Below are 26,326 nucleotides of genomic sequence, written 5' to 3'. Positions count from 1 at the left end.
TCCTTTTATTTATAGGGTTTAAACCCTTTTAATCTAAGTGCGTTCGTTAAAACAGATACTGAACTTAACGACATTGCAGCAGCTGCTAAAATAGGGTTTAAAGTAGGACCACCAAAGGCATACAATAAGCCTGCGGCTACTGGAATTCCCAATACATTGTAACCAAATGCCCAAAATAGATTTTGTTTAATATTTCTAATGGTACTTTTACTAAGTTGAATGGCAGTCGGAACATCCATCAAATCACTTCTCATTAATACGATATCTGCCGACTCCATGGCTACATCCGTTCCAGAACCGATAGCTATTCCAATATCTGCCTGGGCTAATGCCGGAGCGTCATTGATACCATCTCCTACCATAGATACGACCTTACCTTCTGCCTGCAATTTTTTTACTTCATTTGATTTATCCTGTGGAAGTACTTCAGCTAATACCCTGTCAATTCCTACTTGTTTTGCAATAGTTTCTGCAGTTCTTCTATTATCCCCCGTAATCATGGCTACTTCGATACCCATCTCATGAAGTTTTTTTATAGCATTAGAGCTGCTCTCTTTTACCACATCAGCAACGGCTATTATTCCAGAAAGCTCATTTTCTATGGCAATATACATAGGAGTTTTACCTGCCGAGGCTAATTGGTCGGATTCTTCCTTAAGTTTTATTAAAGAGATTCCTCTATCAGTCATTAATTTTTCATTACCCAAAAGTACTTTTAATCCATCAACCTGTACCTGAATTCCATACCCTGGTATAGCCTCGAAATTATCCAGCTCTAAAATGTTCAAACTTTCCTTTTCAGCTCCCCGTACTATTGCTTCACCTAGGGGATGTTCTGATCCTTTTTCTGATGATGCTGCTATCTGCAATAGTCTCTGCTTGCTTATATCAGCTACCGTTATGATATCTGTTATTTCTGGCTTTCCCTCTGTTATGGTACCTGTCTTATCAAATACGATAGTGTTTATTTTATGTGTGTGCTCAAGTGCCTCTCCACCTTTAATTAATATGCCATATTCAGCACCTTTTCCAGTTCCCACCATAATGGCTGTAGGGGTTGCAAGACCTAGTGCACACGGGCAAGCAATTACAAGAACAGATATAAATATAGTTAATGCAAATACAGCAGTTTGTCCACTAATCAGCCAAGCAGCAGATGCTATGACAGCAATGGCAAATACAATTGGGACAAAATATCCTGAAACAACATCAGCCATTTGCGCAATAGGAGCCTTTGTCCCTTGAGCATCTTCAACTAATTTTATAATCTGAGCCAAAGCAGTATCACTTCCAACCTTTGTGGCTTTAAATTGAATCGATCCATTTTTATTGAGGCTGGCTGCAAAAACTTTGTCCCCTTCCTTTTTCTCAATGGGTATACTTTCACCAGTCAGCATAGATTCATCTATAGACGTCAGACCTTGTGTTACTATTCCATCTACAGGTATTTTTTCACCAGGCTTTACTAGGATAATATCGTTCACTTCCACTTCTTCAATTGGAATGATTACCTCTTTTCCATCCTGTATGACAATGGCTGTTTTAGGTGCCAGACCCATAAGTTTTTTAATGGCTTCAGAAGTTTTTCCTTTGGAAACCGCTTCAAGAGATTTACCTAATAAAATCAAGGTGATAATAACCCCCGCTGTTTCAAAATACAAATCCTCCATGTAGCCAAAATCACCAATTGAAATCCGGTATGTTGAATATACGCTATATAAAATTGCCGCAGAGGTCCCCATAGCAATCAGTGAATCCATATTGGGACTTCGGCTTAGGATTGCCTTAAAGCCTACAGAATAAAATTTATGTCCGGCTACTAATATTGGAATCAACAATGCAATTTGTGTATATGCATAGTTCAAAGGATACTGCATAGGCTTTAATAAATCAGGAATTGGGAACCTCAGCCACCAGATCATTGCACCCATTGCTAAATATAGCAATGGAATACAGCATACTGCAGAAACAATAAACTTTGTCCACAAAGATTTTATTTCTTTTTCTTTTCGGAGTTTGTCTTCATCTACAGTTATTTTCTTTTGAATATCTAAGGCTTCATAACCTGCCTTTGCTATGGCATTTTTTATCTCTAATACGTTTATTTTTTCAGGGTCATAATTTGTCACAAGCTTTTCCGATGCAAAATTCACAGAAGCGGTAGAAACTCCATCCAATTTGGAAACAACTTTTTCTATTCTATTTGCACAGGCTGCACATGTCATACCCACAATTTGAAGATTCTCTTTTTGCATGCTTCTCTCTCCTTTTTGTTCTTAGTACATCTTAGTATTATGCACTAAACGGAAATAGTTATAATTGTATTGACCTCATACTATCAATCCTTTATGAAGATATTATGGAGAATTGAAAAAGTAAATATCGCCTATAATAAACATAAAAAAACGCAGATAGGATAAACCCTCTGCGCTTTGTTTTTTATGTTCAGCTATACACAATAGCCACTGACATCCTATTTATATATCTGAAAATTCTATATTAATTTTGTCCATATGCTGCTTATTCAGTTCACCACAGCAGTCTACTTCATCATATTCTTTATCTAATAATTTACAAGGCAACGATATAATAAATTCCGCACCCTGATCTGTGTCACTTTTAACAGATATTGTACCACCATGAAGTTCCACTAAGTCTTTAACAAGCGAAAGTCCTATTCCACTTCCTTCATGATCTCTTGTAAAGGATTTATTAACTTGAACAAATCTTTTAAAGATTACACCCAGCTTATCTTGTGGAATACCTCTTCCATTATCTTTTACACTAATGCAGATATTTTCTATTCCGTCCCTAAAATCCACCCTGATATTTCCCCCACTAGGTGTGAATTTGACTGCATTTGACAGTAGATTCAGCAAAATTCTCTCGATTTTTTCCGGATCACAAGCTATTATTTTTTCCTCCACATCTGTATCAAAAATTAATTCTATTCCCTTATCTTCAACATAATCCGCTACTGACATAGTTATATTTTCTAAAACATTAACAAGATTAACATTCATACTATTTACACAAAAATATCCTGCATCTATCTTGCTTATATCAATTAAATTATTGGCTAACCTTAAAAGGCGGAAACAATTTTGCCTCATTATATTATGATATTTATAACAAGCTTTTGAAATTTTCTTGCAGTGGCAGCCATCTAGCTTAAGCAGGTGCATCTGTAATGCTGAGATAATTACGTTAATCGGAGTTCTGAGCTCATGAGAAATGTTGGAGAAAAACTCTGTTTTAAGTTTATACTTAGATACAGTCTCCTCCAATTGCATAGTTTGTTCTTTCACCTTATTTTCAAGCTCAGCATATAAAAAAGCATTCTCTATGGAAATAGCAACTTGCGAAATAATTATATTTAATACTTCCATATTATTTTTATCAAATGCTCCCGACAAAATATTATTTTCTAAATACACGACTCCTTTTAAAACATTTTGTTTCATAATAGGCAGGCACATAACCGATTGAACAGTATTGGATTCAAAATATTGATCATAGGCAAATTGACTTCTGGATATATTGTCAATAATCAGCACTTCATTAGTCATAGTAACATAGTTAATCATAGAGCTTGGTAACAAATCTTTAACATCAATAGGATTAAACTCTATTTCTTTGTGATTAATATGAAGTTCTGAGTTATTATTTAATTTTCCAGAAGCTAAAACCAATCTATTATCATTTTTCAAAAGTATATATCCCATTGTGCTCCCTGAATTTCGCATTGCTATTTCCATTAATTTTTCAAGCAATTTTTTCACTTCTATCTCACTGGAAATAGTCTGGCATATATTTATTATGGTATTTAAATCATACATTTTGCTTTCCCCTTGGCTTCCCCTTTTAAAAATACTGTTCTTCTTATTCTTCCATTTTATGCCTTAATTTGTATCAAATCAAGTTTATTCATGCTTCCTTCTCCAATACGCACAATGCTCCTTAATCTTTTTATTTAAATATCACACACAAAAAAATGAGTTGTAGCAATGACAACTCATTTCTTCTATCTGTCTTCAAGCATTTTCATTTTAAGCTTGTAATCAGGCATAATACTACCTACTTTACGCCAGAAGGATCGATCATGATTCATATGATGTATATGACATAGCTCATGAACTACAATATAATCAATCAGTTCCATGGGTAATGTGGATATTAAATAATTATAAGTAATTTCTTTCCTTGAATTACAGCTTCCCCATCGATTGCTGATTTTATCTATTTTTATTCCACTGGGGGTTACTTTTAACAATTTCTGATAAAACTTCGTTCTTTCCCTAGTAATCTGCTTGCTGCTCCTCATATAAAATTTAATAATCTCTTCTAATGTCTCCGCTTCAGATAACCCTTCACTGTGTATAACTTCGTCCAGGGGTTTCACGTTCCCTAGATATTTAATGTATTTTTCCTGTGCTTCTTTCAATTTTACCCTCTATATTTTGCAACAACACATATGGTATTGCTGTCACCTGAAAAAGTTTTTCCACAAACATCATCAAAGAATTCCATCTTGTCGAAACCTGCTTGCTGTAACTCCTCCATTAAAGAATCCTTACTAAAAATTTGATTCCACATATTATAACAATTGCACTCTTCTTCTGTAATCACAAGATATTGTTCTAGAAAAACTTTAGGGTCATCGTAGTGAAAATTTCGCTGAATGCAAACATACGGCGTTGGATTCCAAAATCCACTATCATAATACTCAATTAGTTCTTTTTCCATAGACACTGATAATTGTAACTTTGTAAACCCATCTAATATCAAAACTCCACTTGGCTTCAAGGCCCGTTTAATTTTGCCAAGCAGTTCATGTCTATCTTTTGGATTTAACACGCCAAAATCACAATAGATTAAAGTCACCAAATCAAACTGGTTTTCATAGTCCATAGTTAAATAATTTTGATAAAAATATTCTATATTTTTTTGCTTAGATTCTGCATTTTCTTTTGCGTAACTAATTGATCTCTTTGAAAAGTCTATTCCAGTAACAGTAAATCCCTTTTCTTCAAACAGCTCTGCATATATTCCAGGTCCACAGCCTAAATCTAAAAGTTTCTTTTCAGATTTGTTTTCACAAAGGCTTTCAATCCATTGCACAGATTGTTTAATGAAACTATGTTTCCTAGAAGCTCCATCAAAATCTGGATTCAAATGGGCCTCTAGCATCTGCTTGGAGATATGTTCATCATCCCAAAACTTTTCAGAACTTTGAGTATAAACTGGTGGCTTCTCTTTTGCATATTCTAATATTTTTTTGTACATACAAACTCACAAACTCCCTTTTCATTTAGTCTTACACGACTTAGTCATTATACACCATTTTTAGGAGTGTATTAAGTTAATAGTCAATAATTTCTAATAAAAATGACATACTAATTGATATTAGATTTATGTAAATGTTAACTAGGAGGTTAATTATGTCAGAAACGATTTCAAAAAAAATGGCGGAGCGTGTTAGTTTTCATGATTCAGTAGAAGAAATGTTGATTAGAATTAGAGAAGACGGGCTTTCCAGTGTATTTTCAAGATGGGATCCTCAGGATAAAATCCGCTGTAACTTTTGTCTTCAGGGATTGAGCTGCCAACTCTGTACACAGGGTCCTTGCAGAATCAGCGAAAAAGCAGGTGCTGATAAAGGGGTTTGTGGTATTGGCCCAGATGCCATGGCCATGAGGAATCTTCTCATGAGAAATATCATGGGAGCAGCAACCTATGCTCATCACGCATATGAAGCTTTTAGAACACTAAAAGCTACTGGAGAAGGAAAAACCCCATTTAAAATTACAGATGAAAATAAGCTGAAGATGATGTGTCAGAAAGTTGGCATAGATACAAATCAGGACATAAATGCACTTGCGGTTCAATTAGCTGAATTCCTTGACAAAGAAATGAAAGTCACCCCCGACCATGAAAATAAAATGGTTGAAGTTTTTGCGCCTCAAAAAAGAAAGCCCCTATGGAAAGAATTACACATTTATCCTTGTGGCGTTCAACACGAAGTAGAGAACTCTATTGCAAGCTGTCTCACAAATGTAGATGGAGATTATGTTTCTCTGGCTAAAAAGGCTCTAAGATTAGGGCTTTCTACGATATATACTGCTCAGATTGGTCTTGAAATGGCTCAAGATATTTTATTTGGTACCCCAATGCCTCATGAAGTAGATGTGGATTTGGGAATTATGGACCCACATTATGTAAACATTGCATTTAATGGTCACCAGCCATGGGTAGGTGTTGCAACATTGCAAAAAGCTAAAATGCAGGAATATCAGGAATTGGCAAAAAAAGCGGGAGCAAAAGGAATTCATATTGTAGGTTCTATTGAAACTGGCCAGGAATTACTGCAGAGATTTGAAGTTGACGATGTGTTCGTAGGATTGATGGGCGACTGGCTATCAATAGAACCATTCCTTGCAACAGGAACAGTGGACGCACTTGTTATGGAAGAAAACTGTTCGCCTCCTGCCATTGATCAATATGCAGAAAAATATCAGGTAGCATTGATTAGTGCCAGCACAATTATAGGAGTACCTGGAACACAACATGAAATGCCATATTATCCAGCAAAAGTTGATGAAATGGCTGAAAACTGTATTCAGATTGCTATTGAGAACTTTAAAAGAAGACATGATAAAATTAAGCCTTTGGTACCTCAGCATAAAACAAAAGCTATTGCAGGTTTCTCCACTGAAGCGGTACTTGGTGCGATTGGCAATGATTTAGATAATTTAGTTGATGTAATTGCAAAAGGCCAAATCAAGGGTATTGTAGCGTTAGCAAGCTGTTCTACTTTACGAAACGGTCCTCAGGATTGGAATACCGTTAATATTACTAAAGAACTAATTAAGGGTGATATTTTAGTTGTTGCCGGAGGCTGCGGAAACCATGCCTTAGAGGTTGCAGGTATGTGTAATCTTGATGCTATTGAATTAGCGGGTGAAGGATTACAAGGCGTATGCAGGGCGTTAAATATCCCACCCGTACTGAGCTTTGGTACTTGTACTGATACAGGGCGAATTTCTATGTTGGTTACCGCATTGGCTGATCACTTAAAGGTTGATATTCCAGATCTTCCAATAGCCGTTACCGCCCCTGAATGGATGGAACAAAAAGCTACTATAGATGGCCTATTTGCCGTAGCTTATGGCGCATATACTCATCTTTCTCCAACTCCGTTTGTAACTGGTGCCCCCGATTTAGTAAAACTACTAACACAGGATGTAGAAGGATTAACTGGCGGAAAAGTAGCTATAGGAGATGATCCCGTTCAAGCTGCTAAGGACATTAAAGCTCATATCTTAAAGAAAAGACTAGCAATGGGCTTAAAAGAATAAGAATAAGTCGATTTTCCCAAATAAATAAATATTTAATTAACTTAAAAGTCACCCAACATTGATATGTAAGGTGACTTTTTGTTAATTTTAAATAAATAGTAACAGTCTAAAGTATATTAATCCTTTAATATTTCTTTCCATCTGGCTAGCGCCTCTTTATCTTTAGTTACATTAATAAAAGACAGCTTGTTGAATTTGGCTTGTTGCTTCTTTGCTTTATTGTACATTTTAATGACATCTCCATTCTGAGTGGTACTAGCTCCCTTTATGACTTCATATAAAGATGCGTCGTTTAAAACAACTGTGATTTCTTTTTCCTTATATTGTTCCAGCTTATGCAATAAAGTAAGTACTGAATTCAGCCCAACAATAGCCGGCTTCATATACGCTAAATAAACGGATTCCTTTTTTATTAGTACATCATCTTCAAAAATGCTGTATCGTACTTCAATATCTTCTCCTTCATATAACATGGGAAATGCCGTTAAATATGCTTTAATCATTTTATTTTCTCCTATATCCTTAATAATGCGTATTAAATCCGCTTAAATTCCTTCAAACTAAATCTTTATCGTTTTGTTAACTTCTATTATAGCATATTATGAATGCTAAGAGAACATATTGAAAACAACTGTATGAAAAGTATAAATAGACTTTATAGTCTGTAATTATTATGATAAAATAATTAATTAAATATAAGTTAACCCTAATCTACTAATTTGAAAGAGTCAGTTATGAATAATCCTTGGACAGAAATAAAATTAGATGACTACGAAAATCATATGCAATTACAATCTGTGTTTCAACTTCAAGCAATGAACAGCCTCATGTATGATCAGATTTATCATTATCCTGTTTCATCAGTAATGATCCTGGGCATAGCTGGAGGGAATGGATTAAACCATATTAACACTAATAAAATAAAAAAAGTATTTGGTGTTGATATAAATAAAAATTATCTCGATATGTGTGTAGAAAGGTACAGTGCACTTGGTGATATATTTCAACCTATCAATGTAGACTTAACTAATCCTAAACTTATACTGCCACAGACGGATTTAGTTATTGCCAATTTACTCTTAGAGTATATCGGATACGATTGCTTTCAACGGTTAATTAAAGGAAGTATGCCTAAGTATGTCTCATGTGTAATTCAAATAAATGATGATAACGGATTTATTTCCGACTCGCCTTATTTGAAAGCCTTTGACAGACTATCTGAAGTACACCACCAAATGGATACAACTGCCTTATCAAATACCATGAAAGGCATAGGTTATGATTTGAGTTACACAATAGAAAAACACCTTCCTAATGGAAAAAAACTTGTCAGGTTGGATTACAAATAAGGAGGTGATAGCAATAAAACATATTCCAAACATTCTTACTGCAGCACGTATTTTTTGTTCTACAATTTTAATTTTTATAATTCCTTTTTCTGCTTTATTTTTCCTCTTTTACATTCTGTGTGGGGTGAGTGATATTTTAGATGGGTATATAGCCAGAAAAATAAAATGCGATAGTTCATATGGTGCAACTTTTGACAGTATTGCAGATTTATTCTTTATTGCCATTCTATTGGTTATACTTATACCCATTTTCCCTTGGTCAAAATGGATGCTTTATTGGATAGGTATCATAGCCTCCATTAGATTTTTTTCATTGGCCATTGGATTTATAAAATATCATACGGTTACTTTTTTACATACCTACGCAAATAAAGCTACTGGGGCTGCTCTATTTTGTTTTCCATTTTTGTATACCTTCTGTAGTTTTCAAATAACTACAGTTTTAATAGGCTGTATCGCAAGCTTGTCCGCCATAGAAGAATTGATAATAATCGTAACTTCCAAGGAATTAGATAGAAATATAAAAACTATTTGTATTAGTTCTTGGTTGTAATGATTGTTCTTCTCTTCGGTCTATTTATGATAAATTTTGCTGCTAAATATACTACAGAATATAAAATAATCATAGTGATACCTGTGATTAATCCCGAAACCTGATCTGGAATAAATGGCATACTAAATATAATGATAACCATACTAATTAAAGTAATCCAAGAAGTATAAGGGAAACCATGCATCTGGCACTTTCCTTCTGGGGGACAGCCATTTTTTTTACGTAATCGTAAATGACTAGCAATAATTACTGTATAAGTAAATAGCAATGCAAACCCACCAGAACTTATTAAAAAGATATATACTTTAGGAAAGATAAAGCCAATCGCCAGACCAATTAACATAGCCACGCCTGAAAAAAAGATTCCTCGATAAGGAACATCTGTTGTGTCTTTCAAAATTCTAGGCGCATGTCCCTCATCTACTAGTGACCTCATCATTCTTCCAATTCCAAACATAGCCGCAAGCATCGTTGATATAATGGCTGTAATCATGACTAGATTTAATGCCGTGCTGCCCCAGCCAAGTCCTTGATTATTCAAGGCTGCAACCATTGGGCTTACATCTTCATTTATACTGTTTGTAGGAATAAGCGGTAAAATCAAAGAAACTGTAAGAATATAAAATCCTACTAAGCAAAGTACGGTATAGTTAATTGCTTTAGGTACAGTCTTTCTGGGCTCATCCGTTTCTGAAGCTGCTAACCCAATGATTTCAAAGCCTGCATAAGCAAACATAACAATAAGCATACTCCCTGCAATTCCCCTTATTCCTCCTGGCATAAAAGGCTCTTTTGCAAGATTTCCAATTCCAATTGGAGCATTTCCTATAGCCACACCTGAGATAAGAAGGAATGCAATTACAATAAATGAAGCAATTGCTACTAGCTTTACAGCTGCAAGAGCACCTTCCAATTTGCTTAACTTGTCTGCACCAAGTAGATTTAATAATGTAACTCCTATAATGATGATGCTTCCCAATACTTGTATAGATATATCGGGAATCCATTTGCTCACTAAAATAGATACTGCTGTTGATTCACTTGACATGGCCAAAACCATTCCTGTCCAATACACCCAACCAACAACAAAGCCCGTTCCCTCTCCAAAAGCTTGTGTAGCAAAGGTTCGAAATGATCCAGAATCAGGGTTTGCCACCGTCAGCTCAGACAAAGCTATAAGTACAAAATAGACCAGTACACCTCCCAAAATATAAGCAATGACAACGGAAGGTCCTGCTGCGTGAATAGCGACAGAGGAACCTACAAAAAATGAGCCTCCCACTACCGTTCCTAATGCCAACATAGTAAGCTGCCATGCAGACATTCCTTTAACTCCTTTTTCCATAATATTTTAACCCTTTCAATACTTTAATCCTTTTTATACTATTGTTCCTTAATTTTCAAATATTATGGACTATTTTTTTGAGGTTCTTTTACCTTCTATAATCTTTTCATTATTTTAAAGAAATTAACATATAATAAATACATTGTATATTTTTACTTCCTGCGGGTTATGTTAACTATATATTTTATTTTAAGGAGGTGTTCGTATGAAATTTCTTTTACATGTTGACGTAACCGCACATTTATTAATTTTGGCTATTATAATTACAAGCTTAATAATAGAATTACAATGAGTATAATAATAAAGCTATACTTAATTTCTCTTTTTTCTAGAAATAAATATTGCAAACAAAACGATTATAACTAATAAAGCAATTTTTAAAATATGAGAAAAGCTATCAGGAATTCCGATTACAGATAAAATCCCACCTTTATCCACTTGTTTTACGGTTACAACATCCACTGCGTCAACAAGAATATTGCCCGTATAGATTTCAACCTTCCCAACCTTTTGTCCCTTTGACACAGGTGCAGCTACTTCATTATCAATCATTACTTTTTTATTCACCTTTAAATCAGCCTTATTTTGGAGTATCGTTAAATAGGAAGATTTCGCAGCAACAATTTCTACGTTTCTTACCGCTCCTTTAATAACCTTTATTTTTCCAAAAGAATCTCCTTTTTTTATGGCTGGTACACTTTTATAGTTTTCAAAGCCGTAATCAAGAAGTGCTATGGAATCTGCAAACTTTCCGGTGGCAGTTGTTTTTAAAACTACTGAAATAAGTTCTATATTTTCTCTCTTTGCGCCGGCTACAAGGCATCTTTCTGCCTCGCTTGTATATCCATTTTTGATTCCCGTGGCGCCCTCATATTTTAAAGGTTTAAGGACTCCATTTACAAGAATCTTTGTTTTACTGTAAAGTAGTTTGTTTGGGTTGTGAAGCACTCGTGCATCACTTTTGTTCGTTTCTGGTATTGTATATTTGAGAGTAGTAACAATCTTTCTAAACTCCTTGTTTTTCATAGCTTCTTTGGTTATCATCGCTAAATCATAAGCTGTGGTATAATGATTGTCGTCATGTAGTCCATTGGGTGTAACAAAATTTGTATTTTGGGCCCCTAATTCTTTAGCTCTCGCATTCATTCTATCTGCGAACGCAGGAATACTTCCATCAACCTCCTTTGCAAGGGCAACAGCTGCATCATTTGCAGATTTTAATAGCAATGCATATAGCAGTTGTTCTACAGTAACCTTTTCACCTTCTATAAGATTAATCTGGCATTCTCCTGTTTCAGCCGTTTCCTTATCAATGGTTACTGTACTTGAAAGATCAAGGTTTTCAAGCACCAATAAAGCGGTCATAATTTTGGTTGTACTGGCAGGATACATTTTCTGATTCATATTTTTATTATATAAAACCTCACCTGTTGAGGCGTTTATTAAGACTGCGGCTTTTGCATTAAGACTGGGTCCTTTATCCATTTCAGCAAAAGAAACAGTCATAGAATTTGATATAATTAATATTGTTAGCAATACCATAAATACTTTTTTCATAATAAATAAACTCCTACAAATTGCTTATCTCTCTACCGAGATATACTCCTTTAAATCACGTCTTATATTTCTGTTCTTACCATATTCATTAACATATCCAATACGTAAAATCATTTGTACTGGCTTATCTGTCCCTAAATCCTTTTGGATACTTTGGGCAAAAGGCTCTGTCTCAAGCATCGCACTCATGGGCTGTACAGAAATATTTTGTTCTACACATTTAAGCCATATTTTTTCTGAATCTAGTCCTGAGTTAACCCAGCCTTTGATTGTGTTATCCCCTGTAACAGCCAAGAATCCCTTGCAGCCTTCAAGCTGATTTTTGGCTGTATTAATCCCCTGCTTGGCAAAAGTATCGCCTTTAGCGCTTTCATGACTCGTTGTCCAATAATAAAAAGTCTTGACCATTCCCTTTAGCCCCATTTGCTCTGCAGAAATGCCGTCCTGCTTTTCTAATACTTCTCCATCAGAAAAGCGCATCCATTCAGCCAGTTCATCCCGATATGCCTGATTGGCAGACTGAACCATTATTGCATCTAATGTTCCTTTCTTCAGATATGCAAAGTTATCACTCCCATCAAGGTAACAAATAGAATTGTCCAAAGTTATTGCATCTGCAACGTCTTGCGTTATGGGAGTATCTTTGTATACACTTTTGTCCGTATGCCGCTTCTCAATTGTTTTAAGGGCAGTATAATCAACTTTATCCCTTGTTTTTTTGTATGTAATCTTTGATATAAATCCATTTTCATCAGGCTTATCATATACATCTAACTTTATATCATATCCGTAAGCTTCGAAGGCTGTTTGCAGATTAGTCAAATAGCACCCTAAAGAAATATAGGCTTCCCTTTTAGCTGAATCAACAACTTCAAGAACCCTTGATTCATCAACCCCTACAAATAGTTCACCGGCTTTTGTATTCAACTGGATTTTCCACATCTGTGAGTTGTGGGAGTTAGGTGCAAGGGATGCGTAGTACAAGACACTTTCAACATCTTCAGCTACTCCTTCAAGCTGCTTATCCGTTTTAACAGTTACCTCTTTCCCAAGAATAGTTGCCATAATAAGCAAACCCATTATAAGTACCCCAATAATACCAATTATAATAAAAACTACTTTCATCTTCTTTTTCATCCTTTTAACTCCTCTATTTTAACAGTGAGTCTAGCAACCCCTTAAAACTATAATCCAGATAAGCTTCTTGTTGAAGATTAAGCTTTCGCTGTAAGTATTCTTCCTTTTGGCTTGACATTACAATAATACCGTATAAGCTTGACCACATCATAAATACAGTAGCCAGAGGTTCAAGATCATTACGTAAATAATTGTCTGACATTCCACGTTCTATAAATTGACAGATTTTTTTATTGATTTCTTCACCAGCATTGAATATGTCTAAAAGCACAGGCTGTTTTTCAAAGTCCTCCTGTTCTATACTGATTTTTCCCATCATGCTTTCAAAGTACAGGGGATATTCTTTGTTAAGATGAACTAAGATTTTACAAATTTTAAAATAGCAGTTTTCAAATCCCTGATTGCTGTCAATGATTGTGCTTAAAGCATCACGAAGCATTATCATATTTTCCAGTATAATGTGATTGTAGATTTCTTCCTTACTGGCAAAGTACACATATATAGTAGATTTGCTGTAATCAGCTTCTTTTGCAATATCATCCATGGTGGTCTGTAGAACACCTTTTTCAGCAAACCGCTTCTTTGCTGCATCTAAAATATTACTTTTATTAAATTTAGTCAATTGTTCTTTTCGATTTCTTCCCATATAATACCTCAAATTAAAATAATCAAACTGTCAATATTTTAATTGTACTGTCAGTTTGATTATTTGTCAATTAGTTTTAGGCTTATGATTTATTTCAAGTTTTCCTGCTTCATATTTATTATCTTTAAACACTTAAAATCAAATTTAATTTCTGAAATCAGCAGTCCTGCAAGAGTCATTGCTATTCCAAATGTAGCCATAACAGTGATTTTCTCACCTAGTACAATCACGGAAGTAATAACAGTAATTACTGGAACGACATAAATATAGATGCTTGTCTTAACTGTTCCTAATACCTTAACTGCAAAATTCCATGTCACAAAACAAAGTGCCGAAGCTCCCAGTCCCAAAAATATAATATTTAGCAGGTATACAGAATTAGAAAATCGCGAAAGTTCCAGTTTAAAATTAAAAAGAAATAACATCGGTATCATAAATATAAGTCCATATAAAAATACCTGTCTGGTAGTTTGTACGGTATTATAGCCATAACTACTGATTTTCCTTGTAAGAACAGAATAGGCAGCCCATACAAAAGCTGCTGCTATGGCAAGGAAATCTCCCAACGGGTTTAAGCTTAAATTAGTACTTCCGTTAAAACTAATCAGGCAAATCCCAATCATAGCTACCCCAAAGCCCACAAAAAAATTTACTCGAAGTTTTTCTTCTCCTTTTAAAAACAGATGTGTTAGAATAGCTGTAAAAAACGGTGCCGCAGATATAATAACCCCCACATTAGAGGCCATGGTGTATGTCAGTGCAATATTCTCCAACAAATAATATAAGGTGATGCCACAAAGTCCTGCGCAAGCAAAAATAAGATTTTGTTTTTTATCTTTTACTTTTAAACGATGTGGATAAATAACCATAAGTGCTATAAGCCCCATAAAGAAGCGGAAAAATAATATTTCTATGGGAGCAAAAGCGACAAGCAACACCTTGGTAGAAATAAACGTGGTTCCCCAAATAAGAATGGTGATAAATGCCAAAGAATGTCCTCTTAGTGTTTGATTACTTAACATTCAACTATACCTCCATTGTTTTCTGAATCCGTACTATTTGTATTAATAAATATTTTTTGGTATTGCTTTGGGGTTAAGCCTATAAATTCCTTAAAGTAATTTGTAAAATGGCTCTGATCTGCAAACCCTGCTTTACTTGCAGCTTCAATTGGAGAAGTCCCGTGTTCCAATAGTTTTTTCGCTTTTTCGATACGTATAGACTGTAAATATCGATATGGAGAAACCCCTACCTGTTTGGTAAATGAGCGCAGCAAGTGATATTTACTTAAGTTAGCTTTTAATGCCAATTCATCAAGAGTAATGTTTTGGTCAAAGTGTTCTTCCATATAATCACAAAGCATCTTTATCCAGCAATTGGTCTGCACAACTTCTGTTTCCTGAAATGGAGAAGTATAATCCAATAAAATCTGTTCTAACAAAAAGTAGAATGCCTCTTCTTTCTCCAGTTTAGGTGAATGCTCCAAAATAGTCTGATAGAGGTCTTTAATAGAAGATGTAATGTCACATTCTGGCACGACATTTTGGTTAAAATAAGGAGTAAATTTATATCCGGTAATATCCTGCACCGCTTTTTCCATAACATCTTTATTTATATTGACTGCTCTGTAATCTAAAATTTCTCCATTTATAGGTGCACAACAATGATTGTCCTTGGGATTAAGTAAGAATAAATCACCATAAGATAGGTCATATTCTTTGCCCTTACACCAAAGATGGCGATTACCACCCTCAATAAAACCAATAACAAAGTAGTCATGAAAATGATTAGGGAATTTCTGTACAATGCCTGTTAAATTGTAAGCTTCTATATGTAAGTCGTTGTCATAGTAAATGTGTCGTTGTTCTTGCTGTTGTAGCATGTTTATTCCTCCTTTTCATAAGTTATTTGTTATTCTAACATGGTAAAATGACTTTTTCTTGTATGATGTTGCCTTTTTTCTATCAGCTCACTGGTACAATATCAACAATCACTAGTTCTGGCGGGTTAAAAATCCTCGGGATTCGGGTGGATTCCCTTGCTAATCCACGGCTCACAATAAAAGTTTTATCATTGAAATCATATTTTCCACCAGCATACTTGGGGAAAAATCCCTGATTGGGTGCTAGTAAACCGTTCATAATTCCGGGAATCCGCCATTGACCGCCATGTGCATGCCCAGCCAAAACCAAATCGAAATCATAATGCAGATAAGTATCTATACATTCGGGACGATGGGCCATAAAAATGGTAAACAGGGTAGGTTCTATTTGATTTTCAGCCTCTTCAATTTGATGCATAATATTTTTCTCCCCAACCTCTGCATCATCAATTCCAGATATGTTGATTACTTGTCCATTTAGATCAACCTGTTCACTTTGCCCTTCAAGGATAATAATTCCATATCCTTCAATCATTTGTTTTATAGTATCAATCTTGCCACTCCTATACTCATGATTCCCCGAAACATAATAGCAAGGATACTTTTCTGCTAGGGTTTTAAGAACAGTAACTGCATTTTTATTTGGTAACTTATCATCTACAATATCACCACCAAACAATATAACATCTGGGTATTGCTCATCAATGCAACTCAGCAGCTCAGTTTGACTTTTACCATAGTAACAGCTATGTAAATCAGTAATAAAAGCTACTCGAATATTGTCTTGGATTTTCTTGCTTTCAATTTCATAATACCTGACTGTCAAGTCATCATTGCAGGCATAAATAATTAGAGCTGCGAAAGCCATAATTAAGATAGAGCATGCCAAAATTTTAGAAACTGTTATACTATCTTTTTTCAAATCTATTTCTCCTCGTAAAGAATAAGGAAGTCTGAATCGACTTCCTTATTCTTTATTATTATAATTTTTAAGCCTTTTTCTTCTTTGGTTTTGGAATGGAAATATACGGTTCCAGCAACGTTATAATTTCTTTGCTAAATTCAGCATTATCTATATCCAATACATAATGTTCCTTTGCCCCATCATAAGGAAACCCCTTTTCTGCTTCTTTCATCTGATCACTTATACAATCAAGAATTTTCACAAAGACCATATTATCACAAATGAGAAGTATTGGTTTATCATTCACATATACCATATATTCACCAAACATTTTTCTATATCGTACTACTCCCACACCAGAAATCTGCTCACATACATATTCAATAAAATCAAGACTTGAAGCCATATTAACACCACCATTCTTATCCACTATCGTTTAAATTAATTATTATAAACTAATTGCAACTTATATTTAAACTGTATCTATTTTTTAGTACTTTGTTTACGTAACATTCCACATTTACTTTCAGGTAAATATTCAAATCGATATTTATGATATAACTTATCAGCAGGAGAATTGGCTATCAAACAGATATAACAGTCTTCAAAGGTATTTTCTTCAAAGTAGCTATTAATTTCTTTCATTATCTGATCTCCGTAGCCTTTTCTTTGATAACTTTTATCCACCATAATATCACTCACAACATATGTGATTCCCTGATCACCTACAATTCTGCCAAATCCAATTAGTTTCTCTTCATCATAAATAGATACTGTAAACAAAGAATTTGCTATGGCATTTCGGCTTCTTTCCAAATCTTTATTTCCCATTCCTGAACGAATCCTCAAGCTAACATAATCTTCTGCCTTTGGTTTTTCATAGGTTAATTTCATTCATACACCTGCCTTATTCTTTCCTTGATTCATTCATCTTGAACGCAATAATTCTTTCTAATCTATTGTACCATAAAAAGTCAATACAAAAATAGGAGTTTTTAATCATTACTTAAACCAACCCTTTCTGTTTCCATTTTCCTCCATAAAAAAAAATTGCTCCAACAATAGCTGGTAATATTGGTGAAATCGCTTGTCCAACATAAATACCTTTAAAACCATAATCAAGGGAAAATGCGAAAAGCCAGCTCATGAATAATCGAACTACAACTGCATCTAGTAGTGCATTACACATGGCTATGTTCGCAGCTCCTACGCCAATTGCAAACGAATCAAAGGTATACATCGCTACATAAACCAAACTGTTTAATGAACAGCATATTCTTAAATATAAGACACCTTCTCTTATGACATCTGGGCTGGATGGGTTAAATAGCATAATTATAGCTTCTGCAAAGATTAATACGAGTAGTACCACTGCCAAAGTAATCATTAAGTTAAATCGCAGACCAATTTTCGTAGTATGCTGTACACGTTGGAAATTGTGTGCCCCCATATTTTGACCTACCATAGCGGTGACAGCTTGGCCAATAGCCCAACAAGGCATGCCAACAAGCGTAGTTACTTTTAATCCAATACCAGAAGCTGCTGCAACTGAAACACCAAAATTATTGAGCATTCCTGTAATCATAAGATATGAGACATTAACAATCACCATCTGAACAGCTGTAGGCATTCCAACTTTTAAAATTGCTACTAGCTTATCTGCCTTGATGCCAAAACTTTTTAACTTAAAATCAAACATAAAACTATTATAGCGTAAATAGATAACTGATATAATCAAGGACATGCCCTCAGAAAAGATTGTTGCATATGCAGCGCCTTTCGTTCCAAGGCCTAAGGGTCCTACTAAGATTAAATCCAAAATAATATTTATGACTGCAGCTACAGCAATAAAGATAAAGGGACTTCTTGAATCTCCAAATCCTTTCATAATTGAGCAAACAGCATTGTATCCAAATACAAAAAAGGTTCCTGCACATATGATCATCATGTAATCACAAGCATCCTGCATAGCCTCAGCAGGTACATTTAGGAGTTCAAATACAGGTTTATATACAAGTAACCCTGTTATAGTAAGAATAATTGACATAATAAATGATACAGTAAACAATGTGCTGACCGTTTCTTTTTGTCCCTGTTCATCATGTGCACCTTTATATTGTGCTACTACTACTGTACCACCCATTGTAATTCCAATACAAATTGAATTAATAATAAAGCAAATCATGGATGCATTGCTAATTGCTGCAAGTCCAACCGCTCCAACAATCCGCCCAACAACCAACATATCTGCAATACTGTAAAATGCTTGGATTAAATTGGCTGCTAAGAGAGGTATTGCAAATTTAATTAGTTTTATTGATACATTTCCCATGGTTAAATCCTGTTGTTCTTTTTTCATTTTGATCATATTCCTTTCAATTAAACAAAATTATAGCAAAAGGCCGTAGACAAAACATTGCCTACGGCCTAATTCCCAATTCAGTATTAATTGAATTTTAAGTAACACAACAGAACCAATATAAATATATTCTTATATTGGTTTTTATAAAACTGCTTTCATTGAATACTACTTATCCTTTTTTAATGGGCTCCGCACAATGTTTCATCTGTTTTTAAATGTCCGGAGCCATTTTCAATGCAATACTTTCCAAATATTATATAAAACATTCTACTAACCCTTTCTTTTTATTTAATCATATATATCATAATTATTTTCATAGAATTTGTCAACCTAATGGGGTGTTTCTTATTCCCACTTAAAGAAGCGAAGAGAAATACCCGTGCAAATAATTGCTAGGACAATCATAACTAGGATTGAGAAGGTTACATCTGTAACGGGCAAACCAAGTGATGCTGACTTCAGAAGCTTTATTCCCTGGGTTAATGGCAGCACATCAACTACTTTTTGAAGTGCCAGGGGCATTACTTCATAAGGTAAAGTTGCTCCTGAAAAAATCAACATAGGAAAATATAAAATACTTGCAATTATACTGGCAGTTTTCATATCTGGGGATAATCCTCCTACCATCATTCCAATGCTAAACATAGACAACATAACAAGCAGGTATGCACCTAAAAACTGTATCAGAGATCCAGCAAAGTGTACCTTAAAAAACAAAGCTGCCACAGTATATACAAGAATAAGTGAAACAATTGAGTAAAGCATATATATGGCAACCTGTACAGCTAAAATTAATGCAGGACTTATGGGTGTAACCTGAAATCGTTTGAGAATTTTCTTATTTCTGTAATCTGATATAACTAACGGAAGACCCATTACTCCGCCAGCACAAATGGCAATGGTAGACACTGCTCCAAAGGATTGCTCTAAAAAAGTGTATTCTGATCCGTCAAATGCAGGTTTATTACCATATATTATACCCAGAATTACAACAACCACCACTGGCATGCATAACGCAAATATAAACATATCCATTCCTCTCAGAGATAGCTTAAACTCTGTTTTAAGTATCGTACTAAATGTCTTCATTCTCTATTTCCTCCTCCCCTGTATACCAAAGATATGCATCTTCTAATTTCTCATAAGGACATTCATCAATAGCTTCCTTGACTGTCCCACAGAAAATCAGGCTGCCATCTTTCAAAATACCTATCCGGTCACATAATATTTCTACTTCATCCATAAAGTGTGAAGTTAAAAAAATAGTTAGACCTCTCTTTTTTAATTCAGTTAAACTGTTCCATACACTCCTTCTTGCTTTTGTATCAAGTCCTGTTGTCAATTCATCCAAAAACACTACATCTGGATTGGAGATTAGGGCAAGCACAATAAACAACCGCTGCTTCTGTCCTCCTGACAATTCATTTACCATATTTTTAGCTTTACTCTCCAGACCGAATTGCTCTAACAAAGCTTTATAATCGGAAGGGGCTTTATACAGACAAAACGTCTCCTGACAAAGCTCTATCACCGTTATTTTATCCTGATAATTCCCTTCCTGAAACTGAACGCCTACTCTCTCGTATAACTTTTTTCTGTCTGAATCAGGATTCATTCCTAAAATCGATACAGTCCCACTATCCGGTTTTTTTGTACCCAGTATACACTCAATTGTAGTACTTTTCCCAGCTCCATTTGCACCAAGCAAACCAAATACTTCGCCCTTCGAAACCGAAATATCTAGATTTTCAATCACACGAATCCCAGTATAAGATTTACATAGTTTATCCACTTTAATTGCTGCTTCCATAGTTCAACCTCCTGTTTTTTATAAAGAATACCACCAGAAAATAGTCTGGTGGTAAAGTAGAGGGTTTTTATTTTATTTAAATATACTGATATTTTTTTCGGTAATAGGAAAGAAAGAAAATAGAAACACACAGACTAAGGATTTCTGCAAACGGAACTGCCAGCCAGATACCATTGACCTGATAAAATACAGGCAATATCATTAGCCCCATTGTGATAAATCCCATTGTACGCAGAAAAGACAGAATGGCTGATATTTTCCCGTTGGACAAAGCCGTAAACATACTGGATGTAAAGATATTAAACCCACAAAACAGGAAACTAATAGGAAAAATCAAAAATCCGTTCCGTGCAATTTCATAAACCGAAGTACCCTTAGGTGAAAATATTTGTACCAAAAATGAACCTCCTGCCATAGCAAGCAGAAATACTAACAACGAAGCTGAAAGGATAAATGCCATACAGATTTTAAAAATGCTTTTGAGTTGTCTGTAGTCCTTACTGCCATATTTATAGCTGATAATCGGTGCAACTCCTATAGTGAATCCAATATAAAACGCTGTTAAAAAAAATTGAGAATATATTATTATGGTAATGGCAGCAACACCATCTTCCCCCAGTAATTTCATCATAGCTGCATTAAATAAAAAAGTAGTCACTGCAGTAGATAACTGTCCGATCATTTCAGAGGAACCATTAAAACAGATTTTACTTAAAATCCTTATATGAAAGTTTGTTTTACAAAAATACAAGGAACCATTTTTATTGAGATAGAAAAAAATGATACCAATAATTGCTGGTATCAGATAACCCATGCTGGTTGCAAGAGCAGCACCCGCAATTCCCATCCTCATGGGTACAATAAAAATAAAATCTAATAATGCATTAGTAAGTCCTGCAGCCACAACTAAACAAAACCCAAGGCCTGGTTTTCCTGCTGTCACCAAAAAATTTTGAATAAGCACCTGCATCATACTTGCTGGTGCAGAAATCAGTAAAATAGTCAGGTAATCCCGGCAGTATGGAAACAGCAGGTCGCTTGCCCCGAGCCCTCGAATGATTGGCCCAAGAAATGCCAATCCAATGCAAGTAATCAGCAGCCCCACAGCCAGTCCTGCCAGAATAACCATAGTAAATCTTTCACATGCACCCTTTTCATCCTTCTCCCCCATCTTCTGGGCAACTGCCGCGCTTCCTCCAGCAGCCAGCATAGTGCCCAATCCCACAATAATGTTAATGATTGGACAAACAATATTTATGGATGAAAGGGCATTTGTAGAGACAAACCTAGCTACAAATATGGTATCAATAATTGTATATAGGCCCATAAAGACCATCATAATAATAGTGGGAACAGCAAAACGTAAAAGTGCCCCCACATAAAACTGCTGAGCAAGTGGATTTTTTTCCGCCTGCCCAGCAGTTAATTGCATGTTATTCATTTCTTTTAACCTCCTATGATTTTTTAGAAAATACAAACCTTTGTGTTGGATATCCAAATTCTGTAAGCAATTCTGCTTCTGCGAAACCAAGTTGTTGTAATACCTTTCGGTGTCCAGTATCTGCCCTATCCCCTTCACGGTAAGTGGTTATGCTGATTTCTTTATTATCTAATAGTTCATACATTACTTGTTCTAGAAATTCTTCAATAACTTCTTTTTTCCGATACAAGGGATGTACTCCTAAAAAGTCAATACTTCCAGTTTCATAAGAAAACATCATAATTCCTATGAGCATTCCTGCTTCTTTCATGATTAAAGCCTGTTTTTTCGCAATATATCGTTGTAAAACCCTGACATGTTCCTTCTCAATGAGACAAGGGAATCCGTCGATCACAAGACGAACTAAATCCATCCACTGTGCTATATCTTTTTCAGTAGCAATGATAATTTTCCTTTTTGTTTCTTTGCCTTTGTTATTTGGCAAGTCACTATAATTTTCAAATAGGAATTCTAACTGCAAGGGATAAAATGCCTTTCCTTCTCGGAATTGATTGGGTGTTTGTTTATACATTGCCTTAAAAGCAGAAGTAAAAGCCTGCTGACTTTCATATCCTGCAAGCAGTGTAATATCTAATATGGGTTTTTCTGAAAACACCAGTAATTTAGCTGCTTCAGTCAGTCTTCTCCTCTGCACATATTCATGAATTGTCAAACCTACAGTAGCAGTAAATACACGGTGCAAATGATATTTCGAGTAATGAACTGCATCTGCAACAACATCTAAATCCAGTTTTTCATTTAAATGTCCTTCGATGTATTTTATTGCCATGACAACACTTCTTAAATTGCTCATAATAGCCTCCTTTCCTAATGATTATAGCAAAACCCAACACCCTGCTTTTCATTATTCTTGCTATCTTCAATTATGGTGCCTTATAAAATTGTTTTTTCATTTTCTTTAGCTGAGCCATTACCTCAAGAGCATTGTACTCCGCCTCCTGAAGGGAAGTAAGAAGTTTATCACATACAGAAATAATATCATCATCCTGTTTAGGCGTATCAATGACTGCTCTGATATCGATATCCGGATTATTAGAAATAGCTCCCAGCATCCGCAAAATAGCTGCCAAAGAATAATTGGCACACCTCAGAGAACGGATTATTTTAAGGCGCATAATATCATCTCCTGTATAAACCCTGTACCCATTCTTTTTGCGTTTTACTGCAATCAAACCATTTAACTCCCAATTCCTCAAAGTATCCATTGTAACTTGTAAATATTCAGCTGTCTGTTTTCTTGTAAGAGATAAATTTTCCGTTTCTTTTATATAATGTGCACCAGATAATATCTGTTTTACAATTTCAATTGCTTCTTCAGCATTGTGTTGCTCTGTTCGAATTTGCGACAAATAACTTTCCGTAAGCTGAATTGCAGCAGAAAAGTTTTTTGAAGCAGAAGCCTTTATAATTTTCACTGCTTTTTTTCGCAGTCCATTCTGTAATACCTCAACTTTTAATGCTGTTCTTGCCAATTTAAATTGCTCAATATGTAAATCAGTAAATACACGATACCCGTTTGTCATTCTTTCTGCCTTTGATATTAATTGGCATCTTTCATAAAGACGTACTGTATTTGGATGAACGCCAATTATTTTTGCTACCTGTGCTGTCGTATATTTATTATTCATCATATATTTTCACCTGCCTTAAAGATATCATATCATATGCTCAAAGTCTGGTGTTATAATGGATAGTTTTTCGAGATAGATTGTCAGATTATTTTACCAAATTTTGTGTAGTGCTGAAAAAATAACCAGCATGTTATACTTGCAGTAACAAAAAAGGAGGAAATAATTATGAAAAAACGTATCTCCCAGACGTTTGTGCTGGCTCTGTCCATTATTCTTATAACCACATTATGCCTCTCCCTGGATAGCTTTACCTATGCGGCAAAGCCGGACCGCATTGCACCCACTGCACCTGCAAATCTAAAAGCAGCTACCATTACCGATACAACCGCCGCCCTTACCTGGGGTGCCTCCACAGATAATGTTGGAATAAAAGAATACAATGTTTATCGCAACAACACCTATCTTACTTCCACGACAACCACTACATATACTGTGAATGGGTTAACTCCTGCATCAACTTATCAGTTCTATATAAAGGCAAAAGATGCAAGGGGAAATGTATCAAACTCCAGTAATGTTATTTCTATAACAACATTAGCAGCAGCATCAGATACTACACCACCCGTTCCACCCTTATCAAAAAAAATAATTGGTTATTATGCAGCATGGGCAGCCTATTCCGGTTATTATCCTAATGATATAGATGCCAATAAACTTACACATATTAATTATGCCTTTGCAAATATTGGGTCTGACTTAAAAATTACTTTAGGCTATCCAGATATTGACCAAAACAATATTAAGCTTCTAAATTCTCTAAAACAATCAAATCCTAATTTGAAAACATTAATATCAGTTGGAGGCTGGAGCTGGTCCGGAAAATTCTCTGATGCTGCCCTGACTGACGCTTCCAGAACTACATTTGCAGACAGCTGTGTGGCCTTTATCATTCAATATGGTTTTAATGGTGTGGATCTAGACTGGGAATATCCTGTCAGCGGCGGTCTGGCAACTAACTCAAAACGGCCTGAAGATAAGCAAAATTTTACTCTTCTTCTTCAGAAAATCAGAGAAAAGCTTGATGCACAGGGTGCTCTGGACAATAAGCATTATCTTCTGACCATTGCTGGAGGTGCAGGTTCTTCTTATCTAAATAATATTGAACTTGCAAAGCTGCCTCAATATCTGGATTATGCAACACTTATGACTTATGATTTTCATGGAACCTGGGATACTTACACTGACCTTCATGCGCCACTGTATACAAATAGTGATTCTTCCCCACAGTACAAGGGAAGTTCTGACTCTACAGTAAGTGCATGGCTTAATGCCTCTTTCCCAGCGGACAAGCTGGTACTTGGTATTCCATTTTACGGATATATCTACTCTTCCGTAAACAATACAAATAATGGCTTATATCAGACCTATACTGGCGCAAATTCCATAAGCTATAAATTAATTGCAGAAAATTATTTAAATAAGCCAGGTTTTGTCAGATATTTTCATTCTCAATCATTAGTTCCGTGGTTATATAATGGTTCAACATTCATCAGTTATGAAGATCCACAATCCATTACCTATAAAACTGATTATATCAAAACAAAAAATTTAGGCGGCGCCATGATTTGGGAACTTAGCCAGGACCCAAATGAAGTTCTCCTTAATACACTATATAATGGAATAAAATAAAATAGTGAAAGGAGATTTACCTATGGCACATTCGCTATCTGTGAATCATTGTTCCAATTATACCATGACGTTAACCGGTAAGGGTCAGGTTACAGCAACTCCAGACTTAGCTGTCATTCGTTTGGGGGTAGAAACAACGGGATATAATCCACCTCAAATACAATTAGAGAATGCACAAATCAGTCAGAGGGTTATTCAGGCTGTAAGTCAGTACGAAATTAAAGACATAAAAACAGTTCAGTACTTAATTGATAAAAAATATGAATATCAGGATGGGAATCAGATTGACCAAGGATATTCGGTACGGCATATACTTGAAATCAAAATAAGTAATATTGATGAAGTAGGAGAAATCATTGATACCGCAGTGAATATGGGGGCTAATATTGTTGAATCTGTATCCTTTGAATTAGCTGAACCTGAGATTTATTATCAGCATGCATTAAACTTAGCCATTAATCAGGCAATGGAGAAAGCACGATCAGTTTCTGCAAATATACATATACAACTAAATCCTATACCAATTCGTATTATTGAAGATAGTGCTGCACCGGTTCCTATGATGGGTTTTCAACGAGCAGATACTACAACACCAATTGTCCCTGGGGAATTAAGGATTGAGGCTTCTGTTACAGCAGATTTCTCTTATGCCTGTTAAATTC

At 35.2% G+C, this 26,326-nt stretch carries 25 protein-coding genes; 5 read left to right on the top strand and 20 right to left on the bottom strand.

Annotation, left to right across the window (positions count from 1 at the left end; translation table 11 throughout):
• Positions 1 to 5 precede the first annotated feature (5 nt).
• The 4 genes from RTW14_RS03525 to RTW14_RS03510 form a co-directional block, all read right to left on the bottom strand.
• On the bottom strand, positions 6 to 2,255 hold the full coding sequence (locus RTW14_RS03525) for a heavy metal translocating P-type ATPase (protein ID WP_312648308.1): 2,250 nt from the start codon (positions 2,253 to 2,255) through the stop codon (positions 6 to 8).
• A gap of 222 nt (positions 2,256 to 2,477) precedes the next feature.
• A complete protein-coding gene (locus RTW14_RS03520) occupies positions 2,478 to 3,839 on the bottom strand; it encodes a GAF domain-containing sensor histidine kinase (RefSeq protein ID WP_312648307.1) in 1,362 nt (453 codons plus the stop codon).
• 185 nt (positions 3,840 to 4,024) lie between these two features.
• Positions 4,025 to 4,444 (bottom strand): YgjP-like metallopeptidase domain-containing protein, encoded by a 420-nt coding sequence (locus RTW14_RS03515; RefSeq protein ID WP_312648306.1) that lies wholly within the window; start codon positions 4,442 to 4,444, stop codon positions 4,025 to 4,027.
• Positions 4,445 to 4,446: 2 nt separating this feature from the next.
• Entirely contained in the window at positions 4,447 to 5,286 is an 840-nt protein-coding gene (locus RTW14_RS03510; protein ID WP_312648305.1) for a class I SAM-dependent methyltransferase, read from the bottom strand.
• A gap of 155 nt (positions 5,287 to 5,441) precedes the next feature.
• Here RTW14_RS03510 and cooS point away from each other — a divergent pair, with 155 nt between their 5' ends.
• A complete protein-coding gene (gene cooS / locus RTW14_RS03505; RefSeq protein WP_312648304.1) occupies positions 5,442 to 7,358 on the top strand; it encodes an anaerobic carbon-monoxide dehydrogenase catalytic subunit in 1,917 nt (638 codons plus the stop codon).
• Positions 7,359 to 7,474: 116 nt separating this feature from the next.
• Here cooS and RTW14_RS03500 read toward each other — a convergent pair whose 3' ends face one another.
• Positions 7,475 to 7,861: a hypothetical protein gene (locus tag RTW14_RS03500; protein ID WP_312648303.1), complete on the bottom strand. Its 387-nt coding sequence runs from the start codon at positions 7,859 to 7,861 to the stop codon at positions 7,475 to 7,477.
• 231 nt (positions 7,862 to 8,092) lie between these two features.
• Between RTW14_RS03500 and RTW14_RS03495 the strand changes: the two genes are divergently transcribed.
• Complete coding sequence (locus RTW14_RS03495; RefSeq protein ID WP_312648302.1) at positions 8,093 to 8,707, top strand: class I SAM-dependent methyltransferase; 615 nt, start codon at positions 8,093 to 8,095, stop codon at positions 8,705 to 8,707.
• Positions 8,673 to 9,260 (top strand): CDP-alcohol phosphatidyltransferase family protein, encoded by a 588-nt coding sequence (locus tag RTW14_RS03490; RefSeq protein ID WP_312648301.1) that lies wholly within the window; start codon positions 8,673 to 8,675, stop codon positions 9,258 to 9,260. The genes RTW14_RS03495 and RTW14_RS03490 overlap by 35 nt, the downstream gene beginning before the upstream one ends.
• Here RTW14_RS03490 and RTW14_RS03485 read toward each other — a convergent pair.
• From RTW14_RS03485 to RTW14_RS03415, 15 genes are all read right to left on the bottom strand, one after another.
• Entirely contained in the window at positions 9,244 to 10,605 is a 1,362-nt protein-coding gene (locus tag RTW14_RS03485) for an amino acid permease (RefSeq protein ID WP_312648300.1), read from the bottom strand. The genes RTW14_RS03490 and RTW14_RS03485 overlap by 17 nt on opposite strands.
• Positions 10,606 to 10,917: 312 nt before the next feature.
• A complete protein-coding gene (locus RTW14_RS03480; protein WP_312648299.1) occupies positions 10,918 to 12,162 on the bottom strand; it encodes a D-alanyl-D-alanine carboxypeptidase family protein in 1,245 nt (414 codons plus the stop codon).
• A gap of 24 nt (positions 12,163 to 12,186) precedes the next feature.
• Positions 12,187 to 13,299, bottom strand: a complete 1,113-nt coding sequence (locus tag RTW14_RS03475; RefSeq protein WP_312648298.1) for an Acg family FMN-binding oxidoreductase — start codon at positions 13,297 to 13,299, stop codon at positions 12,187 to 12,189.
• Between the two features lie 13 nt (positions 13,300 to 13,312).
• On the bottom strand, positions 13,313 to 13,945 hold the full coding sequence (locus RTW14_RS03470) for a TetR/AcrR family transcriptional regulator (RefSeq protein ID WP_312648297.1): 633 nt from the start codon (positions 13,943 to 13,945) through the stop codon (positions 13,313 to 13,315).
• Positions 13,946 to 14,034: 89 nt separating this feature from the next.
• Entirely contained in the window at positions 14,035 to 14,967 is a 933-nt protein-coding gene (locus tag RTW14_RS03465) for a DMT family transporter (RefSeq protein WP_312648296.1), read from the bottom strand.
• Positions 14,961 to 15,827 (bottom strand): AraC family transcriptional regulator, encoded by an 867-nt coding sequence (locus RTW14_RS03460; protein WP_312648295.1) that lies wholly within the window; start codon positions 15,825 to 15,827, stop codon positions 14,961 to 14,963. The genes RTW14_RS03465 and RTW14_RS03460 overlap by 7 nt, the downstream gene beginning before the upstream one ends.
• Before the next feature lie 82 nt (positions 15,828 to 15,909).
• Positions 15,910 to 16,749 (bottom strand): metallophosphoesterase, encoded by an 840-nt coding sequence (locus RTW14_RS03455; RefSeq protein WP_312648294.1) that lies wholly within the window; start codon positions 16,747 to 16,749, stop codon positions 15,910 to 15,912.
• Positions 16,750 to 16,816: 67 nt separating this feature from the next.
• Positions 16,817 to 17,137 carry a TfoX/Sxy family protein gene (locus RTW14_RS03450; RefSeq protein ID WP_312648293.1) on the bottom strand — a complete coding sequence of 107 codons (321 nt, stop codon included), beginning with the start codon at positions 17,135 to 17,137 and terminating at the stop codon, positions 16,817 to 16,819.
• A 77-nt stretch (positions 17,138 to 17,214) separates the two neighbouring features.
• Entirely contained in the window at positions 17,215 to 17,625 is a 411-nt protein-coding gene (locus tag RTW14_RS03445) for a GNAT family N-acetyltransferase (RefSeq protein ID WP_312648292.1), read from the bottom strand.
• Positions 17,626 to 17,737: 112 nt separating this feature from the next.
• A complete protein-coding gene (locus RTW14_RS03440; RefSeq protein WP_312648291.1) occupies positions 17,738 to 19,090 on the bottom strand; it encodes an MATE family efflux transporter in 1,353 nt (450 codons plus the stop codon).
• Between the two features lie 348 nt (positions 19,091 to 19,438).
• Entirely contained in the window at positions 19,439 to 20,182 is a 744-nt protein-coding gene (locus RTW14_RS03435; protein WP_312648290.1) for an ABC transporter permease, read from the bottom strand.
• Positions 20,169 to 20,903 carry an ABC transporter ATP-binding protein gene (locus RTW14_RS03430; RefSeq protein ID WP_312648289.1) on the bottom strand — a complete coding sequence of 245 codons (735 nt, stop codon included), beginning with the start codon at positions 20,901 to 20,903 and terminating at the stop codon, positions 20,169 to 20,171. The genes RTW14_RS03435 and RTW14_RS03430 overlap by 14 nt, the downstream gene beginning before the upstream one ends.
• 76 nt (positions 20,904 to 20,979) lie before the next feature.
• The gene (locus RTW14_RS03425) at positions 20,980 to 22,344 is read right to left on the bottom strand and encodes an MATE family efflux transporter (protein ID WP_331654385.1); all 1,365 of its coding nucleotides are present in this window, start codon (positions 22,342 to 22,344) and stop codon (positions 20,980 to 20,982) included.
• A 13-nt stretch (positions 22,345 to 22,357) separates the two neighbouring features.
• Complete coding sequence (locus RTW14_RS03420; RefSeq protein ID WP_312648288.1) at positions 22,358 to 23,197, bottom strand: helix-turn-helix transcriptional regulator; 840 nt, start codon at positions 23,195 to 23,197, stop codon at positions 22,358 to 22,360.
• Between the two features lie 70 nt (positions 23,198 to 23,267).
• Positions 23,268 to 24,035 carry a MerR family transcriptional regulator gene (locus tag RTW14_RS03415; protein WP_331654384.1) on the bottom strand — a complete coding sequence of 256 codons (768 nt, stop codon included), beginning with the start codon at positions 24,033 to 24,035 and terminating at the stop codon, positions 23,268 to 23,270.
• A 165-nt stretch (positions 24,036 to 24,200) separates the two neighbouring features.
• Here RTW14_RS03415 and RTW14_RS03410 point away from each other — a divergent pair, with 165 nt between their 5' ends.
• Together RTW14_RS03410 and RTW14_RS03405 are read left to right on the top strand one after the other, a co-directional pair.
• Complete coding sequence (locus tag RTW14_RS03410; RefSeq protein ID WP_312648287.1) at positions 24,201 to 25,664, top strand: glycosyl hydrolase family 18 protein; 1,464 nt, start codon at positions 24,201 to 24,203, stop codon at positions 25,662 to 25,664.
• Positions 25,665 to 25,686: 22 nt separating this feature from the next.
• Positions 25,687 to 26,322: an SIMPL domain-containing protein gene (locus tag RTW14_RS03405; RefSeq protein ID WP_312648286.1), complete on the top strand. Its 636-nt coding sequence runs from the start codon at positions 25,687 to 25,689 to the stop codon at positions 26,320 to 26,322.
• Positions 26,323 to 26,326 lie beyond the last annotated feature (4 nt).

Source organism: Aminipila sp., assembly GCF_032051575.1.
Lineage (GTDB): Bacteria > Bacillota > Clostridia > Peptostreptococcales > Anaerovoracaceae > Aminipila.
The sequence above is the reverse complement of the archived record's forward strand: the minus strand, read 5'-3'. Positions and strand labels throughout refer to the sequence as shown.